Source organism: Massilia sp. IC2-278 (assembly GCF_020708045.1).
In the GTDB taxonomy this organism is placed as follows: Bacteria; Pseudomonadota; Gammaproteobacteria; order Burkholderiales; family Burkholderiaceae_D; genus Telluria.
This window is the reverse complement of the sequence record NZ_JAJFES010000006.1, coordinates 210164-229925: the sequence shown is the minus strand read 5'-3', so window position 1 is coordinate 229925 and position 19762 is coordinate 210164. Positions and strand designations below refer to the sequence as shown.

The following is a 19762-nucleotide window of genomic DNA, read 5'->3' as shown; positions in this document are numbered from 1 at the left end:
CTACCCAACAGGATTTGAATAACCATAGCAACCAGCTCAACCCAAATAATGCTGCTTACTGGCAGTCACGTGGGTTGGAAGATCGACCAGCAGATTGGAAGCAAAAAACGGAAGCAAGCGACGCCTTGTCTGTTCGTTCGCCAGTCAAATAATTTGGCCAGGCCTGCGAACCAAACTGCAGGCCCTTTGCTATCAAGCGGTCGCGATTTCGCTCCCACCATATTCTGTAACTAGCAGTGCATTCAACGAAGTGGGTGGTGCGGCCGTCCTGTCGCACTAACAAAGGACTCCAAAGATGAGCGCAGACGAACATAGGCGACGGGATTGCTGGATAAATTCCATCGCTATCAGGTTCAATCGACCTCGTCCACAGGTGCTCAAGCTGGCGCGCTGTAAATCGTGTTGTCTCGTCGCGCCAGCTAATGACGCGAGTCTCGTCTTGACGTGACCAGGCAGCGAAATCTTTCACTCTTGGCACACTATCGGGCAGGTGCCGAGAGCGCCGCCACGCTATCAGCGTAGAGAGAAAGTCGAACAGACGCGAGGTTGCGGTCTCAAACACTTTTTTGCGAGGTTGACGTCCTTCCCTCAGTAGCCGGCCTGTTTCTGGTTCAATTTCGATATCAGGGGCGAAGCGAGGCATCACCAGCTCAAACAGCGGATAAGCCTGCATCGTACCTCCAAAGTAGACCGCGCAAAATTCAACATCCCAGCACGACAACACATGGAAGATCAACGCTTCACCCAAAGGCTTAGAAGCCTCAAGTAGTGCTTGGACATCCTGGCTTGTTTCAAACGTGCGCTGCAACGCTACTGCATCGGCATCGTCCATCTCGCTCGAACAGAATGTTCGCAACCAGTCCAGCATGGCGATCAATACCTTGCGTACCCCATCGACTTCACCTAGTCGTACGGCTTCGGCGAGAGACTCGCACTTCCGGTCGAAATGTGATGCCAAGATGATTGCGTCTTGACAGTAAGTGGCGTGTTGAGGGCTGAACTGATAGATCAGGTCGGCGGTCGGCAAGAAAACTCTGGCTACATGAGAAGGACGCTCAGCGAGAATTTTGCCCGCTTCCTCGCGTGTCCACTCACCAATGCGCATCATTCTCTCAGTGAGCTCAGCTGTCATCCGCTCGGCTAAATTCTCACGCTCCTCTTCGGTTGGCTCCCAACCACGTTTGAACCGGTTCCTCCAAGTGCGTTCTGTCGTCCCAGAAAGCTCATCAAGCAGCACGGCAAACTTCTTGCCAATAAGGCGTTCAAGAATAGTGATGGAGAACTGGTTGAACATGATTAGTTAGATATATCTGCGAACGCTGGGTCGAGCTGTCGGTCCACATAGGCGCCGGTCCAGAGGTGTTGATCAACACGAATTACCTCTAACGCACCTTACCGATCATCTCGATGAGCAAGAAGAACTGGCTATTCAGTTGACGGAACTGGGCGTCAAGCATGTCGGCATTGTGCATTGTTTGGACGCGACTCGTCGACTGTATGACGTGAATCCATACAACTACTTTGCCGACGCGTTAAAGCGAGTTGGCCAGGCTTCAGCGTTACTCGTCCACCAAATCCTGCAGACTCAAACGTAGCTTCCTCCAAACGCAATCACTGACCGCCGCGACCCCAACTGTCACTCTATCTCTTTTTGGAGACGCCACATCTTTGGCGGTCGAGCAAGTTCACTGTATACATCATGACCTCCACGGTTCGACGCTGTGCCGAGCTGAAACCTTGTATCGGCCAGTTCGCTAACGGCTTGACGCACTCGCTTTACTGCCTGTGCGGTTAGCCGATTCAACGTTCCGAAAAATTTTTAGTCTAGGCCTGGAAAAGGCCGGATGAGAAGGCTAAAGGCTGCTTCCTACCCTTATCAAAGCGATTTCGAAGCTCGGAATCGGAAGCTGTAAAGGCTAGGGGCTGGTACGCGGAAGTGTGCGAGCACGGTGGTGGACGGTTCCCTTACCGCTCTGCTGGTCTCAATAGACGGCACGTAGATCGTGCTTTCAATGGAGTAGAAAAATGAAATTCCTGAAGTTCCTCAAGAAATTCAGTCTTAAGTTCCGATGGGTCGGTGCCCTCGCCACGATGTTGTATTGGGCGTTCACATACCTTGACCATGCTTGGCATTTCGTTCGCCACATGCTGATGTGAAAGAGCATCGCTGGCATCTAATGCCAGCCGCAGTTTTTGTCTGGCTGTTCGCGCCCGGTCACGCATAAGCCGGGTGCACTGTTACTCAGCAGGAAAGTGCTCAGATCGATCTGAGCACTTCATCTTGAAGATCCTTTAGAGCCTGGCTGTTTCAGCGCCGCCTCCCGACACGCCCTACCTTCCTCGTTGACGTACTTCTGCAGTTCTGCAGTAAACGATCCCAAGTCTTTTCGAAGTACACCTCATATTGAAAAGTATCGTGATTCACTGAACGATTGCGTGAGCCGCTACAGAGAGCTCCTTACACCACCGACCCCAACTTAAAGATCGGCAAATACATCGCAATCACCAGCCCACCGATCAGCACACCCAGGATCACCATGATCAGCGGCTCCATCAGCGACGACAGAGCACTGACAGCCTCGTCGACTTCCTCTTCGAAGAAATCCGCCACCTTGCCCAGCATCGAATCGAGCGCGCCGGATTCCTCGCCGATGGCCACCATCTGCGTCACCAGGCTGGGGAACACGTTCGCGTTCTGCATTGCCACCGTCAGGCTGGTGCCGGTGCTCACCTCGGTCTGGATGCGCTTGGTCGCTTCCAGGTAGACGTTGTTGCCGGAGGCGCCGCCGACCGAATCCAGGGCCTCAACCAGCGGCACGCCGGCCGCGAACATGGTCGATAGCGTCCGGGTCCAGCGCGCGATGGTCGCCTTGCGGATCACGCTGCCGAAGATCGGCAGGCGCAGCAGCAGGCGGTCCATCCCCTGCTGCATCTTGAGCGAGCGGCGCCAGGACTGGAAGAAGAAGTAGAGCGAGGCGAAGATCGAGCCGAAGATCGCCCACCACCACTGCACGAAGAATTCCGAGATGCTCATCACGACCAGGGTCGGCGTCGGCAGGTCGGCGCCGAAGCTGGAGAACACGGATTTAAAGGCCGGCACCACCCAGATCATGATGATCGCGGTGACGATGAAGGCGACCGCCAGGATCGCGATCGGGTAGGTGAGGGCGGACTTGATCTTGGCCTTGATCGCCAGCGTCTTTTCCTTGTACACGGCGAGGCGGTGCAGCAGCTCTTCCAGGATACCGGCCTGTTCGCCGGCGCCGACCAGGTTGCAGAACAGCGGGTCGAAATAGCGCGGGTACTTGCGGAAGGCGTTGTTCAGGCTGGTGCCGGTCTCGATGTCGGCGCGCAGGTCGAGGATCAGCTTCGACATCGACGGATTCGCATGGCCCTTGCCGACGATGTCGAAGGACTGCAGCAGCGGCACGCCGGCCTTCATCATGGTGGCCAGCTGGCGCGTGAACATGGTCAGGTCCTTGTCGGTGATCTTCCGGCCGGAGCGGTAGATCTTCTTCTTGACCCGGGTGACCATGATGCCCTGGCGGCGCAGCGTCACGTTGACGATGGCTTCGCCGCCGGCGCGCAGCTCGCCGCGCACCGTCTTGCCGGTCTTGTCCTTGCCTTCCCAGGCGTAGACCGATTCCTTGACCTGTGCGCCGCCGCGGCTGCGGGTGGGGAGGGAGGTAGCCATATTGATCCTGTCTGTCGCTTGCTTGTGTCTTCGTTACGTGCTGCGCGTTACTCGTTCGTACAGCCGAGCACTTCTTCGAGGCTGGTCAGCCCCTGCTTTACTTTCATCAGGCCCGAGCGGCGCAGCGAATTCACGCCGTCCTTCTCGGCCTGAGCGGCGATCTGCATCGAGTTGCCGTGCGCGAGGATCAGGGCTTCGATCGCCGGGCTGATCGGCATCAGCTGGTAGATGCCCACGCGCCCCTTGTAGCCCGAGCCCAGGCAGCGTTCGCAACCCACCGGGCCGTAGGGCTTCCAGTCGTCCTGCAGGTCGCTCTCGCGGTAGCCGGCGCCGAGCAGGGCGTCGCGGCTCATCTCGAGCGGCTGCTTGCAGGTGCACAGGCGGCGCGCCAGGCGCTGCGCGGTGATCAGGATCACCGACGAGGCGATGTTGAAAGGCGCCACGCCCATGTTCATCAAGCGCGTCAGGGTCGAGGGCGCGTCGTTGGTGTGCAAAGTCGAGAACACCATGTGGCCCGTTTGCGCGGCCTTGATCGCGATGTCGGCGGTTTCCAGGTCGCGGATCTCGCCGACCATGATGATGTCCGGATCCTGGCGCAGGAAGGACTTCAGCGCCACCGGGAAGGTGAGGCCCGCCTTGTCGTTGACGTTTACCTGGTTCACGCCGGGCAGGTTGATCTCGGCCGGGTCTTCCGCGGTCGAGATGTTGATGCCCGGTTTGTTCAGCACGTTCAGGCAGCTGTACAGCGACACGGTCTTGCCGGAACCGGTCGGTCCCGTTACCAGCACCATGCCGTAAGGGCGCGAGATGGCGTCGAGCAGGATGGCCTTCTGGTCGGGGTCGTAGCCGAGGGCGTCGATGCCCATCTGCGCCTGGGTTGCGTCCAGGATACGCATGACGGTCTTTTCGCCGAACAGCGTAGGCAGGGTGCTGACGCGGAAGTCGATGGTGCGCGTGGGAGATAAAATCAGGCGCATCCGGCCGTCCTGCGGCACGCGCTTTTCCGAAATATCCAGCTTGGCCAGCACCTTGATGCGCGAGACCAGCTTGTCGCGGATCGACAGCGGCGGCATGGCGTGGTCGCGCAGCACGCCGTCCACGCGCATGCGGATGCGGTAGTATTTTTCGTAGGGCTCGAAGTGGATGTCCGAGGCGCCCAGGTTCACGGCGTCCATCAGGATCTTGTTCAGGAAGCGCACGATGGGCGCGTCCTCGACTTCGTTGGCCGCTTCCGGCTGGGCCGCGGCGGCTGCCGCTTCTTCCTCGGCGAATTCGATCTCGCCGTCTTCGCCGGCCAGTTCGGCCAGGCTTTGCTCGGCGCCCTTGGCCAGGCTAGCCAGCAAATTGAGCAGGGCATCGTGCGGCACGATCACCGGCTCGACAGCCGCCTCGCTCTGGAACTTGATCTGGTCCAGGGCCTGCGAATTGGTGGGGTCGGAAATCGCCACCGACAGCCGGTTGCCGCGCTTGGCCAGGGCCACCACGCGCTGGGCCGCCATCAGCTTGGCGTCGATGGCGCCCGCCGGCAGGGCGTCCAGGTTAAAGCTGGACAAGTCAAACAGCGGGTAGCCAAAGGTCTCGGCGCAGAACACGGCCAGCGATTGCGAATCGATCGCACCACCCACCACCAGGGCGTCGATGAAGGAAACGCGTTCGAGCGTGGCCTTCTTTTGCAGCGTATCGGCCTGGCTCGCGGTCAGGCGGCCAGCCTGGACCAACGCGCGCGCCAAACCCGACATCGGTGTGCCTGAAGTCGCGTTCGGGAGGACTGCTGCCATATGCGCTGTGGTGTTAGAGGAAGGACAAAGGAGCCGCGCGGGGGCCTGAACCACGCGGGAGAACTCTTCGGATGATGCCTATGGGCATCAAATTTGTAAAGCGAATCCAATTGAGACAGATGCGTGCGCGCCACGTAGACGAATTGGCACGCGGCGGTGCGTGTTGATGGCCGGATAACGCTTGTGGACGATTTGACCAGACTGAGCGGCTGTTATATCCCGAGTATGCGTTGACGTGTCGCATGGATGGACTTGCCGCCGTGATGCCGCCAGAAATAAAAACAGGCGCCCGCAGGCGCCTGTCTCTTATATAGAACGCAAACCGATCAGCGCAAGGCCAGCGGCGCCGCGCGCTTGCCCAGCGCCGGGCCGGAACCCTGCTCGGCCAGCTTGAACACCGACAGCGCCCCGGTCAGCTGCCCGGTCTGCTCGGTCAGCGATTCGGCCGCCGCCGAGGCTTCCTCGACCAGGGCCGAGTTCTGCTGGGTCATCTCGTCCATGCTGCCGATGGCGCGGCCGATGTCCTCGATGCCTTCGCTCTGGCGCTGGCCGGCCATGGTGATCTCGAGCATGATATCGTGCACCTTCTTCACCGATGCCACGATCTGGCCCATGGTCTCGCCGGCCTGGTCGACCAGCGCGCTGCCGGCGTTCACCTTCGACACCGAGTCGCCGATCAGTTCCTTGATCTCCTTGGCCGCCGCCGCCGAACGCTGGGCCAGGTTGCGCACTTCGCCGGCCACGACCGCGAAGCCGCGGCCCTGTTCGCCGGCGCGCGCCGCCTCGACTGCCGCGTTCAGCGCCAGGATGTTGGTCTGGAAGGCGATGCCGTCGATGACCGCGATGATCTCGACGATCTTCTTGGCCGAGGTGTTGATGTCGCCCATGGTGGCGACCACGCCGCCCACCACTTCGCCGCCGCGCGTGGCGATGTCGGTGGCGTTCACCACCAGCGCGTTCGCCTCGTTGGCGTTCGCCGCGTTCTGGCGTACGGCGCCGGTCAGTTCGTCCATGGCGCGCGCGGTGCGTTCCAGGCTGGCGGCCTGCGATTCGGTGCGGCCGGCCAGGTCCGCGTTGCCGCTGGCGATTTCCGCGCTGGCCACCGCGATCGTCTCGGCCGACCCCTTGATCTCGGCCACCATCGTCGCCAGACGCAGGCGCATTTCCTTCAGCGCCACCAGCAGGCTGGTGCTGTCTTTCGCGTCGGTGCGGATGTCCATCGCCAGGTCGCCGGCCGCGACGGCGCGGGCGATCTCGCGCGCGTATTCCGGCTCGCCGCCCAGCTGCTGCCAGATGGCGCGCACCACGAACCACGAGACCGCGGCCAGGCTGGCGATCACGATCAGCGCGGTCAGGATCATGGTCCACAGCACGCGGCGCACATTGCCTTCGCTGCTGGCGATGCCGGCCTTGAACTGCTCCTTCGCCTGCGCCTGGGTCTTGTCCAGGTCGGCGTTCAGGGTGGCCAGGCTGCTCTGCATCTTGCCGACCACGGCCTGCGGATCGCCTTCTTCCATCTCGAGCATGATGCGCGCGGCCGACAGGGCCGGCGCATAGTAGTCGTTGAATTCCTTCAGCAAGCGCGCGCCGTTGGCGGCCTGGCCGTCGATGGCGCCGAACTGCTGCAGGTGCGTGCGCACCTTGTCGGCCTGCTTGCCGATTTCCTCGATGCGCGCCTTGTCGCCTTCGGTGACGGCGTCGCGCAGGGCGTCGGTGACGTCGCCGATTTCCAGGGTCAATGCCTTGGACGCGTCCAGCACCGGGTAATCCACGCTCTCGGTGGAATTGATCGACTTCAGGGCGTCGGTCGCGATCATCGCGCTCACGCCGATACCGAGGCCGAAGATCAGGGTCGAAATGACCGGGAGTGCCCAAATCCTGCGCTTGATGCTCATGTTTTGTCTCTCACTATTCATGAAACCGCCCCGCAGGCAGGGCCGGCGGGGCGGAAATCGTCGAAAACAGCTTGTCGGCCCCTGTTACGGCGCCGTGTAGACCACCTTCACGCTGGCGTCGACCGACGCCTTGTCCATGTAGCCGATCGCTTTCGGGTTGGCGGCAACGGCGGCCTTGACGGCGGCGCTGTTGGCGACTTCCTTGGGCATCGTGGCCTTGCCGGTGAAGACCAGCTTCGACCACAGGGCCTTGGCCTGCGAGGCGTCCTTGTCGGTCACCTTCTTGTAGAACTCGGCGCGCTGCGGCGAGTCTTCCGACTGGTCGATCGGCGTCATGGCGCTCGATTTACCGAGGAAGAACTGGGCGACCTGGTCCTTCGTCATCGAAGCCTCGGCGGCCTTCGGGTTCACCACCACGACCACTTCGGCCAGGGCCGGGACCGAGGCGGCCAGGGCGGCTGCGGCCACCACTGCGGAGATCAGTTTGTTCATGCTGCGCTCCTTAGAAGAGGAAGTCGACGGCAACGGCGCCGACGGTGACGTCGCGGTTGAAGCCCGGCTTGGCGTTGAGCAGCAGGCCGCTGCCGACGCCCGGCTTGACGCGATCGAACTGGACCTTCAGTGCGGCCGAGCTGTGGAAGTCCCAGCGCACGCCGAGCGAGGTGGTGCTTTGCTCGCCCTGGCCGATGCCGATGTACGGCAGCGAAGCGGCGCCGGCGCGCAGTGCCGCCAATGCCGGCACGCCGGCCGGCACCACGTTGGCCGGATGCCCGTCGATCGAGACCTTGCCGTGGATGACGTAAGGCAGGACCTTGCCGAAGCGGTAGCCGCCCATCAGGTACCACGAGGTGGTGTCGTTGACGTAGGTGTCGGTCTTGCGCTTGGCGAACTCGGACTGGGCGACGATGTTGTTCCAGTCCATGGCCAGGCCGAAGGAGGTGAAGGAGGCATCCTTTTCGGTCGGGTCGAGCTGGTCGGCCATGGCGGTCAGCTGCGGCTGGCGCAGGGCGGCGCCGGCGTTGCGCAGGCCGCCGAGCAGGGCATCCAGGCTGGCCGAATGCTTGACCGAGACCTTGGCGTCGACGCGGCCGAAGCGGGCGGTGAACGGGCCGTGTTCGGCCACCACGTTCAGGGCCAGCACGTCCTTGCCTTCGGCCTTGATCACGCCGCCGGCCAGGCGGCCTTCGGAACGGCCGTAGGCCAGCTGGCCGGTGACGGTGGTGTCGCCGAAACTGCGCTGCCAGGTGGCGTCGATGCCGTCGAGCTTGTCGAACGGGACTTGCGAGTACATCTCGCCGGGCGGGCGCAGGAAGGTGTGCGCGTAGCCGACGTTGCGGTAGTCCGAGATCATGAAGGCCGGCAGGCCGGTACGGCCCACGCGCACGGAGATTTCGTCGTTGATGCGCGCCTTGGCGAAGGCCAGCATCAGTTCCGCGCCGAAGTCGTCTTCGGCATCGCGGCGCACCAGGCCCTGGCCGGTGAACGACAGCCAGCTGTTGACGCTCACATCGGCCTGCAGGCCGAGGTTCGAATCGACGCCGGTACGCGGCGATTTCTTCGCGCCGGACGCCTGGTTCGGACGGCCGAATTCGGCATCGTTGGTGTTGGTCCAGGTCAGGGCGCCGGTGCCGAAGCCGCTGATCTTGACGGTCGGACTCTGCGCTTCTTGTGCGAATGCCGACGACAGCGCCAGCGGCAGGGCCAGCATGGCGGCAAGGATGTGCTTGTTATTCATAAGATAAGCTCTTACAGGAATTCCGTTTATTAGATTTGCTTCTAGTTATTGTGTTGTCTGCATGCACCCGGCATGAATAGAACGAAATGATTCTATCCATGGAGCAAAAGTAAAGACAAGGAAAAGGACGGACTGCACCAAAAACAGGACATTGCGCTAGATCAATGCGTTGTTTTGGTGAAACAGATGAGCTGAGATAATGAAATTCTTCTAAGTTTCTTTAAAGAAACAGTATAAACTGTTATGTGTTGGCTAATTCCACCAGTGCGTGGTGGCGCCCATGGCGGGCAGGCGGGCCTGGACGGCCTCGTGGATGAGTCCGGCGCGCACGGCCTGCTCGGCCGTGTAGATGCGCGCATTGCCGAACAGGTGAGGGCGGATGTCGCCAGCTTCCGGGGCGCCGCGCGTGGCGTCGTCGACGATTGCCGCATAGCGTTCGGCATCGAAGTCCAGGCATTCGCGCCATTCCGACACACGCGCATGGTCGGCCGCCACCAGGTTGCCGAAGCCCCAGTGCAAAGGATGGATGAGGAAGCGTGCGCCGGGGCAGGCATAGCGTTTTTGCCCGGCCAGGAAAATCACCACGCCCACCGATTCGACGCTGCCGATGTTATGGGTGTGCAGGGGAATCGGCAGGGATTTCAGGAAGAAATACAGGGCAAAGCCGGCCGTCATGTTGCCGCCTTCGGTGGACATGTGCAGTTCGATTTCGCTGGCGCCGCTTTGCAGGGCCTGCAGGCACAGGTTGCGCACCGCGCAGGCGGCATTGTGGTTGATCGGGCCGATGAAGTGGACGATGTGCAAGGACATGGGCGTCTCCTGTCGTGTGCGGACAGGATAGCAAGTTCGAGCGGGCGGCAGCAATCGAAACCGGCGGGTGTTGCCGGGCGTCCTCAGCTACGTGTTCAGCCACCTCGCAGCTGCCCCTCAGCTGCCTCGATAGGTCGAGTACGACCACGGCGTGACCACCAGCGGCACGTGGTAGTTCTGGCCGGCGTCGGCCACGCCGAAGGCAATGGTCACGCGGTCGAGGAAGCGCGGTTCCGGCAGGGCCACGCCCTGGGCCGCGAAATAATCGCCGGCCGCGAACACCAGCTCGTAGAGGCCGGCATGCAGGGCCTCGCCTTCGAGCAGGGGCGCGTCGCAGCGGCCGTCGTGGTTGGTGGCATCGGTCTTGACCAGCCTGCGCCCGCCGGCGTCGATGGCATACAGTTCGATGGCCACGCCGGCGGCCGGGCGCCCGTGCGCGGTATCGAGTACGTGGGTGCTGAGCTTGCCCATGTGTCCCCTATACGGAGTTGGTGAAGGTGGCTATCGTTCGGATCATATACCTTTGCACCTTCGTCAATATAAGATCGGCCATATACCCTTCATCCTGCCGAAAAGCCCATGGACACCAGCTACCCGCGCGACATGATCGGCTACGGCCGCAACCCGCCCCATCCGCAGTGGCCCGGCGGCGCCCGTATCGCCCTGCAGTTCGTGCTGAACTACGAGGAGGGCGGCGAGAACAATGTGCTGCACGGCGATCCGGCGTCCGAGACGTTTCTCTCGGAGATCATCGGCGCCCAGGCGTTCCCGATGCGCCACATGAGCATGGAATCGCTCTACGAATACGGCTCGCGCGCCGGCCTGTGGCGCCTGCTGCGCATGTTCGAGGACCGCAAGCTGCCGCTCACCGTGTTCGGCGTGGCGATGGCGCTGCAGCGCAACCCCGAGGCGGTGGCCGCCTTCCGCGAGCTGGGCCACGAGATCGCCTGCCACGGCCTGCGCTGGATCTCCTACCAGAACACCGATGAGGCCACGGAACGCGCCCACATGCGCGAGGCGGTCGAGATCATGCGCGCGCTCACGGGCGAGGCGCCGCTCGGCTGGTACACCGGGCGCGACTCGCCGAACACGCGGCGCCTGGTGGTCGAGCACGGCGGCTTCGTCTACGACGCCGACCATTACGGCGACGACTTGCCGTTCTGGCAGACCGTCAGCGTAACCAGCGCCGATGGTGCGCCGGACGAACGCGGCCACCTGGTCGTGCCGTACACGCTCGACACCAACGACATGCGCTTTGCCGCCATGCAGGGTTTCAATTCCGGCACCCAGTTCTTCGACTACCTGAAGGATGCCTTCGACGTGCTGTACGCGGAAGGCGACCCGAATGGCCTGGATGCGCCTAAAATGCTTTCGATCGGGCTGCACTGCCGCCTGGCCGGACGCCCGGCGAGGGCTGCCGCGCTGGCCCGTTTCCTCGACTATGTGCTGCAGCACAAGCATGTGTGGATCACGCGCCGGATCGACATTGCGAACCACTGGCGGGCCACGCATCCGTTCATAGGGTAAGGCATATTGTTTTGGTGATAAGCAATATCATTTTTCTGCTATAGTTGTCGGCTGCCCCGATGGGGTACTCTTCACCCTTGGACCAATCCGAGACTAGCCATGGCCGAACCGATCCGCTTCTATTTCCGCAACGCCGTCCACGAAGTGACCGGCGTGGCGCCGACGCAAACCATCCTGCAGCACCTGCGGGAGGACTTGCGCTGCACCGGCACCAAGGAAGGCTGCGCCGAAGGCGACTGCGGCGCCTGCACGGTGGTGGTCGGTTCGCTGGAAAACGGCGAGCTGGAACTGAAGGCGGTGAACTCCTGCATCCAGTTCACGCCCACGCTCGACGGCAAGGCCCTGTTCACGGTCGAGGACCTGCAGCTGCCGGATGGCCGCCTGCACCCGGTGCAGCAGGCGCTGGTCGAATGCCACGGCTCGCAGTGCGGCTTCTGCACGCCGGGGTTTGCGATGTCGCTGTGGGGCATGTACCTGAAGCAGGAAGGGCAAGCACCTTCGCGCTGCCAGATCGACGATGCCTTATCGGGCAACCTGTGCCGCTGCACCGGCTACCGGCCCATCATCGACGCTGCCGTGCGCATGACCGAATTGCCGCGCGCCGAATTCGACCGCGCCGCCGTGGCCGACGCCCTGCGTTCGCTGCAACGCGCGAACGGTGCGACCTATGTGTACGAAGGCCGCAGCTTCCACGCGCCGCGTACGCTGGACGAGCTGGTAGCGCTGCGCGCCGCCAACCCGCAAGCGCTGATCCTGGCCGGCTCCACCGACGTCGGCCTGTGGGTCACCAAGCAGATGCGTGAGCTGAATGACATCATCTACCTCGGCCATGTGGCCGAGCTGAAAAGCGTGAGCGAGCGCGATGGCATGCTAGTCATCGGCGCCGGCGTCACCTTGCAGGACGCCTACGCCGCCATTTGCCGCCACTATCCCGAGGAACTGAACGAACTCTGGCAGCGCTTCGCCTCGCTGCCGATCCGGAATGCCGGCACCCTGGGCGGGAATGTCGCCAACGGTTCGCCGATCGGCGACTCCATGCCCTGGCTGATCGCGCTCGGCGCCCGCCTGGTGCTGCGTGGCCCGGGAGGCGAACGCGAACTGGCGCTCGAAGATTTTTATCTGGGATACCAGCAGAAGGACATGCGGCCCGACGAATTCGTGGCCGGCCTGCGCGTGCCGCTGCCGCAAGCCGGCGTGCGTTTCCGTACCTACAAACTGGCAAAGCGCTTCGACCAGGATATCTCGGCCGTGTGCGCGGCGTTTGCGCTCGCCTTGGACGGCGACATCGTCAAGGAAGCGCGCATCGCCTTTGGCGGCATGGCGGCCACGCCAAAGCGCGCCGCCGCGGCCGAAGCGGTGCTGAGCGGCCGCGCCTGGGACGAAGCCGCGCTGCAGGAAGCCATGGCCGCGCTGACCCAGGATTACCAGCCGCTGTCCGACATGCGCGCCTCCAGCGGCTACCGCATGAAGACGGCGCAGAATCTGCTGCGCCGCTTCTGGCTGGAGACCCGCCTCGACAACCCGCTGCCGCAGGGCGCAGTCAACGCATTCGCAGCCACGGCGTAAGGAGATCACCATGAACGACGCAGGCGCACCTGAAATCAAGGCGGCGGCGTGGAGCGCGGTCGGCCGCTCGCGGCCGCACGAATCGGCCACGCTGCACGTGCTCGGCCAGGCCACTTATACCGACGATATCGCAGAGGTCGCGGGCACGCTGCACGCGGCGCTGGGTTTGTCGAGCAAGCCGCACGCTAACATCGTCTCCATCGACCTGGCGCCCGTACGCGCGTCACGCGGCGTGGTGGCGGTGCTGACGGTGCAGGACATCCCCGGCACCAATGACTGCGGCCCCATCATCCACGACGATCCCATCCTGGCCGACGGCAAGGTGGAGTACGTCGGCCAGCCGGTCTTCATCGTCGTTGCCGACAGCCACGACAACGCCCGCCGCGCCGCGCGCCTGGCGAAGATCGAATACGAGGAACTGCCGGCCATCCTCACGCCGCAGGAAGCGCACGCCGCGCAATCGTATGTCGTGCCGCCGATGCGCCTGGCGCGCGGCGATGCCGAGACCGCGTTCGCGAACGCGCCGCGCAAGGTGAAGGGCCAGCTCTTCGTCGGCGGCCAGGAACAGTTTTATCTCGAAGGCCAGATCGCCTACGCGATCCCCGGCGAAGACCGCGGCATGCTGGTGCAGTGCTCGACCCAGCACCCGAGCGAGATGCAGCACGTGGTCGCGCACGCGCTCGGCCTGCATTCGCACCACGTCGTGGTCGAGTGCCGGCGCATGGGCGGCGGCTTCGGCGGCAAGGAATCGCAGTCGGCGCTGTGGGCGGCGGCGGCTTCGATCGCGGCGGCCAAGCTGAAGCGCCCGGTCAAGCTGCGCGCCGACCGTGACGACGACATGCTGGTCACCGGCAAGCGCCACTGCTTCTATTACGACTACGAAGTCGGCTACGACGAAGCCGGCCGCATCCTGGCCGCGAAGATCGACATGGTCTCGCGCGCCGGCTACTCGGCCGACCTATCCGGCCCGGTCGCCACGCGCGCGGTCTGCCACTACGACAACGCCTACTACCTGAGCGACGTCGATATCCGCGCCGCCTGCGGCAAGACCAACACCCAGTCGAACACCGCCTTCCGCGGCTTCGGTGGCCCACAGGGCGCCATCGCCATGGAATACGTGATCGACGAGATCGCGCGCAACCTGGGCGCCGATGCGCTCGACATCCGCAAGCTGAACTTCTACGGCAAGACGGAGCGGAACGTCACGCCCTACGGCCAGGCCGTGGTCGACAACGTCATCCACGAACTGGTGGCCGAACTCGAAACCTCGAGCGAATACCGCGTGCGGCGCGAGGCGATTGCCGAATTCAACCGCAGCAGCCCGGTGCTGAAAAAAGGCCTGGCGCTCACGCCCGTGAAATTCGGGATCGCCTTCAACGTCACCCACCTGAACCAGGCCGGCGCGCTGGTGCACGTGTACGTCGACGGCTCCATCATGGTGAACCATGGCGGCACCGAGATGGGGCAGGGCATCAACACCAAGGTGATGCAGGTGGTCGCCCACGAACTGGGCGTGGATGTGGAGCGTGTGCGCGCGACTGCCACCAACACCAGCAAGGTCGCGAACACCTCGGCCACGGCGGCATCCACCGGCGCCGACCTGAACGGCAAGGCGGCCCAGGATGCGGCGCGCCAGATCAAGGAGCGCCTGGCCGCGTTTGCCGCCACCACCTACGAATGCGCGGTAGAGGACGTGCGCTTCGCGGCCGATACCGTGTTCGCGGGCGGGATGGAAATCCCCTTCGAGCACCTGGTGCAAAAGGCCTACCTGGCGCGCGTGCAGCTCTGGTCCGACGGCTTCTATGCCACCCCGGGTTTGAGCTGGGACGCGAAGACCATGAGCGGGCGGCCCTTCTCCTACTTCGCCTATGGCGCGGCGGTGGCCGAGGTCGTAATCGACACGCTGACCGGCGAATGGAAGCTGCTGCGCGCCGATGCGCTGTACGACGCCGGCAATTCGCTGAACCCGGCCATCGACATCGGCCAGGTCGAAGGCGCCTTCATCCAGGGCATGGGCTGGCTCACCACCGAGGAACTCTGGTGGAACGCCGGCGGCAAGCTGATGACGCATGCGCCGTCGACGTACAAGATCCCGGGCGTGTCGGACTGCCCGCGCGACTTCCGCGTGCGCCTGTTCGAGAACCGGAATGTCGAGGATTCGATCCACCGCTCGAAGGCGGTCGGCGAGCCGCCTCTGCTGCTGCCGTTCTCGGTCTTCTTTGCGCTGCGCGATGCGATTTCCAGCGTCGGCGGACACAAGGTGAATCCGCCGCTGAATGCGCCGGCGACCAGCGAAGCGATCCTGGATGCCATCGCCGCGGTGGAAGCTGCCCACCCGAGCGCGTGATGGACGACTGGCTGACAGCCGCGCTGCGCGCGCCGGCCGTGCTGGTCACGGTCGCCATCGTCGAAGGTTCGGTGCCGCGGGAGCCTGGAGCGAAGATGCTGGTCACCCGTGATGGCTTTGCCGGCACGGTCGGCGGCGGGCATCTCGAGCACCGCGCGATCGACATGGCGCGCACGATGCTGGAAGAGGGCGGGCCAGCGCGGATCGAGCGATTTGCATTGGGGCCGAGCCTGGGACAGTGCTGCGGCGGGATCGCGCACCTGGTGTTCGAGGTCGTGGACCGCGAGCAGATGGCGCTGCTCGACAAGCGGCGCAACGAGGACACCTGGCGTCTCATCGATATTGGCGGAACGCTCGCCTCGCTGTTCGACGGCGCGGGCCGGCTGTTGGCAGGCGATGCCGCGCCTGACTTCGACCCTGGCCTTGGCACCCACGTTTTCACCGACGCATCCGGCCGCCGCTGGCTGGCCGACGCCGTCTTCGCCCCGCGCGCCCACCTGATGCTGTTCGGCGCCGGCCACGTCGGTGCGGCCATTGTGCGTGCGCTGGCCGAGCTGCCTTGCCGCGTTACCTGGGTCGACGAGCGCGACGACATGTTCCCGGCCGAGGTGCCGGCAAACGTGAGCATCGAAGCCACCGACACGCCCGAAGCACTGGTTGCCCGGGCCGCCCCCGGCACGACCTTCCTGGTGATGACACACAGTCATGCACTTGACCTGCGCCTGTCGATTGCGATACTGTCGCGCGTTCGAACTTTGGAACATGCCGACTGGTTCGGCCTGATCGGCTCCGACACCAAGCGCCGCCAGTTCGAGCACCGCCTGCGCGAGCGCGGCATCGCCGACGAGCGCATTGGCGCCATGGTCTGCCCGATCGGCCTGCCCGGCATTGCCGGCAAGGCCCCGGCCGTGATCGCCGTCGCCGTCGCGGCCCAGCTGCTGACCGTCTGGGAGACCGCCCAGGCCTCCAGCCTTCTTGACGCTTCTCCGGAATCCAACTGATGTCCACCGCACACCCTACCGTGCAAGCCTACCGTGCGAGCTTGCTGCATTTTCACGCCGACCCGGCTTTCGCCGAGCAGGCCTATTCCTGGCACACGGACGGCCTGCTCGTCATCGAGGATGGCCGCGTCAAGGCGGCCGGCGACTACGCGCAACTGAGCGCGACCCTGCCGCCGGGCGTCGAACCGGTCGACTACCGCGGCAAGATCATCACGCCCGGCTTCATCGACACCCACCTGCATTACCCGCAGACCGACATGATCGCCTCGCCCAGCGAGGGCCTGCTGCCCTGGCTGGAGACCTACACCTTCCCGACCGAGCGCCGCTTCGAGGACCCGGTGCATGCGCGCGCCACCGCCGAGTTCTTCCTCGACGAACTGGCGCGCTGCGGCACCACCACGGCGGTGGTCTACTGCACCGTGCATCCGGGTTCGGTCGACGCCTTTTTCGAGGCGAGCGCAGCGCGCAACCTGCGCATGGTGGCCGGCAAGGTGCTGATGGACCGCAACTGCCCCGACTTCCTGCGCGACGCCGAAGGCCAGATCGGCGATAGCGAAGCCCTGATCAACAAGTGGCACAAGCGCGGCCGCGCGCTGTACGCGATCACGCCGCGCTTCGCGCCGACGTCGAGCGAGGCGCAGCTGCGCCTGACGGGCGAACTGGCGGCCAGCTATCCGGACACCTTCATCCAGACCCACGTGTCGGAGAACAAGGACGAGTGCAGCTGGGTGAAGGAGCTGTACCCTAAGTCGCGCAGCTACCTGGGCGTGTACGAGGACTTCGGCCTGATGCGCCCGCGCGCGCTGTTCGGGCACTGCATCTGGCTCGACGACGAGGACTTTGCGCGCATGGCGGCCACCGGGTCGGCGGCAGCGGTGTGCCCGACCTCGAACCTGTTCCTGGGCAGCGGGTTGTTCGATTTCGAGAAGGCGGATGGGGCCAGGGCGCTGCTGTCGCTGGGGACGGACGTGGGGGCGGGGACCTCGTTCTCGATCCTGCAGACCATGAACGAAGCGTACAAGGTGGCGCGGCTGAAGGGGAGTTATCTGCCGGCGCTGCGCATGTTCTATCTTGCCACGCTGGGTGCGGCGCGGGTGATGGACCTGGAAGGGACGATCGGCAGTTTTACTCCCGGCGCCGAAGCCGATTTCGTGGTGCTCGACCCGCAGGCCACGCCCTTGATGGCAAGGCGGAGTAGCCATTGCAATACGCTGGAGGAGCAGTTGTTTGCGCTGGCGTTGTTGGGGGATGACCGGACCATTTTTGCGACGTATGCGATGGGGAAGCTCGTTCACCAGCGGTGACTTTTCAACCCGTGGATTGACGTTAGTGGGGCTGTTGCCTGTTCTGTTATCGGCCCCTTTGATCCGCGTGGGCACGAGTGCCCACCCTACGGGAAACGTTCCGGGCCGAAAACCCCAAATGGTTTTGTGGCCGAGGCACGAAGTGCCGAACCCGCGGCGCTATCCGTAGGGTGGGCACCCGTGCCCACGCGGATTCAACCCACCAATAACCGCGCAGGCAACAGCCCCGATAACGCTGGCGCACACCTCCCGCACCAAACCACACAACCCCATCCATTGCCAACCCCGCACGAAAACGGTTAGAGTTTCGCGGTCCGCACCAACCAACCGTTACGAAAGAATCACGATGCAGAAGAAACTGAGCAGCCTCCTGATCGCGCTCGCCTGTGCTGCCGCCTCGGCCGCGCCCGTGGCCGCCAAGGAGCCCGCGAGCGCCACGCGCCAGGCCAACGAAGCCGCCACCGCCCGCCACTACGCCGGCCTGATCGCCGGCAGCGAGCCGAAGCTGGCCGAGCTGACCATGTTCTTCACCCAGATGCCGAAGGGCGGCGACCTGCACCACCACTACTCTGGTTCGATCTATGCCGAGCAGTACGTCGACTTCCTCGACAAGCAGGGCCTGTGCGTGAACAAGCAGACCTACCGCATCGAAACCAACAAGGAGGTCATCGCCGCCGAGCGCGCGAAGCCGGCCAAGGAGCGCAACTGCCTGTCCAGCGCCGAAGTCTATGCCGACGACCACACCTGGCGCGAGCTGGTGCAGCGCTGGTCGAACAAGGACTTCGACAACCACGGCGCGCTCCAGCCGCCGCCGGACCGTTTGTTCTTCCAGACCTTCAGCTTCTTCGGCCCGGTCTCGAACGCCAACTTCGTCGAAGGCCTGCAGGAGCTGAAAAAGCGCGCGATCGCCGAGAACGTCGGCTACATCGAGACCATGTTCAAGATGGCGCCGGCCGTCGCCAACCCCGAGTTCGACGCGCGCGCCTGGCAGCTGGTGAACGACGACGCGGGCCTGAAGGTCGAACTGAACAAGTGGATGGAAACCCTGGCGCGCGACCCGGCCTTCAACAAGACCCTGGGTGACTTCGTCGCCAGGATCGACGAAGCGGCGCAGGGCATCGACGACGAGCGCTTCACCATGCGCTACCAGACCTATGTGCTGCGGTTGCTGAACCCGTCGCAGGTGTTTTCCTCGATGATCGGCGCCTTCAAGGCGGCATCAGCCAATGGCAAGATCGTCGGCGTGAACATCGTCGGCCAGGAAAGCACGGCCGTCTCGATGCGCGACTACACGCTGCACATGAAAATGTTCGGCTTCCTGAAGTCGGTGTATCCAGACGTGAAGGTGGCCATGCACGCCGGCGAGCTGGCGATGGGCGACGTGCCGCCGGAAGGCCTGAAGTTCCACATCGACGAGGCGCTGGTGGTGGCCAATGCCGACCGCATCGGCCACGGCATCGACCTGGCGCATGAAACGAATGCCCTGGCGATCATGGCGAAGATGCGCAAGGACGACGTGCCGGTGGAAATCAACCTGACCTCGAACGATTTCATCAATGGCCTGAAGGACGAGAACCACCCGATCACGCTGTACCGCAAGTACGGCGTGCCCTACGTGATCTCGACCGATGACGCCGGCGTCACCCGTCACACGTTGAGCAACGAGTACGTGCTGTTCGCCAGCCGCTACAAGCCGGACTATGCGGAGATGAAAAAGGCCTCGTACAACAGCATCCGCTACGCCTTCCTGCCCGCTGCGGAGAAGTCGCGCCTGACGCGCCAGCTCGACGCGCGCTATGCGAAGTTCGAGGCCGACATCGCGGGACTGGCGAAAACCGTTGTGCCGGCACCACGCGCAAAAATCAAATAAGCAACAAATAAATGGTTTCGATAACGGCAGCGCAAGGCTGCCGTTTTTGCAAGTGCACCATGCCTTGCACTGCCCTGGAGCGGACGGAAGTTAGTGCTGAGCTAACATTTGTGGCCTCCTCACCACAGATTTACAGGGGCGCCCCTGCGTTTTCCGAAAATGCTTATCTAAATATTTCATCAAAGAATGCCTTCCGTATAATCGCGCCTTGTGATTTTGCGCGAGAAACCTCGCT

The 19762-nt window shown here is 63.5% G+C and carries 14 protein-coding genes; 6 read left to right on the top strand and 8 right to left on the bottom strand.

Annotation, left to right across the window (positions count from 1 at the left end; genetic code table 11):
- Positions 1–55 precede the first annotated feature (55 nt).
- From LK540_RS14270 to uraH, 8 genes are all read right to left on the bottom strand, one after another.
- Positions 56–1294, bottom strand: coding sequence for a hypothetical protein (locus LK540_RS14270; protein WP_229437958.1), 1239 nt, complete (start codon positions 1292–1294; stop codon positions 56–58).
- A gap of 1164 nt (positions 1295–2458) precedes the next feature.
- Complete coding sequence (locus LK540_RS14265) at positions 2459–3694, bottom strand: type II secretion system F family protein (RefSeq protein ID WP_229437957.1); 1236 nt, start codon at positions 3692–3694, stop codon at positions 2459–2461.
- Between the two features lie 47 nt (positions 3695–3741).
- Entirely contained in the window at positions 3742–5472 is a 1731-nt protein-coding gene (gene pilB / locus LK540_RS14260; protein WP_229437956.1) for a type IV-A pilus assembly ATPase PilB, read from the bottom strand.
- A gap of 326 nt (positions 5473–5798) precedes the next feature.
- A complete protein-coding gene (locus LK540_RS14255) occupies positions 5799–7367 on the bottom strand; it encodes a methyl-accepting chemotaxis protein (protein ID WP_229437955.1) in 1569 nt (522 codons plus the stop codon).
- An 84-nt stretch (positions 7368–7451) separates the two neighbouring features.
- Positions 7452–7859, bottom strand: a complete 408-nt coding sequence (locus LK540_RS14250; protein WP_229437954.1) for a hypothetical protein — start codon at positions 7857–7859, stop codon at positions 7452–7454.
- A 10-nt stretch (positions 7860–7869) separates the two neighbouring features.
- Complete coding sequence (locus LK540_RS14245; RefSeq protein ID WP_229437953.1) at positions 7870–9102, bottom strand: hypothetical protein; 1233 nt, start codon at positions 9100–9102, stop codon at positions 7870–7872.
- 252 nt (positions 9103–9354) lie between these two features.
- The gene (locus LK540_RS14240; protein WP_229437952.1) at positions 9355–9912 is read right to left on the bottom strand and encodes a ClpP family protease; all 558 of its coding nucleotides are present in this window, start codon (positions 9910–9912) and stop codon (positions 9355–9357) included.
- Between the two features lie 117 nt (positions 9913–10029).
- Entirely contained in the window at positions 10030–10383 is a 354-nt protein-coding gene (gene uraH / locus LK540_RS14235; RefSeq protein WP_229437951.1) for a hydroxyisourate hydrolase, read from the bottom strand.
- Positions 10384–10491: 108 nt separating this feature from the next.
- Between uraH and puuE the strand changes: the two genes are divergently transcribed.
- From puuE to LK540_RS14205, 6 genes are all read left to right on the top strand, one after another.
- Positions 10492–11439, top strand: a complete 948-nt coding sequence (gene puuE, locus LK540_RS14230; RefSeq protein ID WP_229437950.1) for an allantoinase PuuE — start codon at positions 10492–10494, stop codon at positions 11437–11439.
- 99 nt (positions 11440–11538) lie between these two features.
- Positions 11539–13005 (top strand): xanthine dehydrogenase small subunit, encoded by a 1467-nt coding sequence (xdhA, locus tag LK540_RS14225; protein WP_229437949.1) that lies wholly within the window; start codon positions 11539–11541, stop codon positions 13003–13005.
- Between the two features lie 10 nt (positions 13006–13015).
- Positions 13016–15352 (top strand): xanthine dehydrogenase molybdopterin binding subunit, encoded by a 2337-nt coding sequence (gene xdhB / locus LK540_RS14220; RefSeq protein WP_229437948.1) that lies wholly within the window; start codon positions 13016–13018, stop codon positions 15350–15352.
- Entirely contained in the window at positions 15352–16353 is a 1002-nt protein-coding gene (gene xdhC / locus LK540_RS14215) for a xanthine dehydrogenase accessory protein XdhC (RefSeq protein ID WP_229437947.1), read from the top strand. The genes xdhB and xdhC overlap by 1 nt, the downstream gene beginning before the upstream one ends.
- Positions 16353–17657, top strand: coding sequence for a guanine deaminase (gene guaD, locus LK540_RS14210; RefSeq protein ID WP_229437946.1), 1305 nt, complete (start codon positions 16353–16355; stop codon positions 17655–17657). Before xdhC ends, guaD begins: the two co-directional genes overlap by 1 nt.
- Before the next feature lie 346 nt (positions 17658–18003).
- Positions 18004–19527, top strand: coding sequence for an adenosine deaminase (locus tag LK540_RS14205; RefSeq protein ID WP_229437945.1), 1524 nt, complete (start codon positions 18004–18006; stop codon positions 19525–19527).
- The last annotated feature ends 235 nt before the right edge of the window (positions 19528–19762 follow it).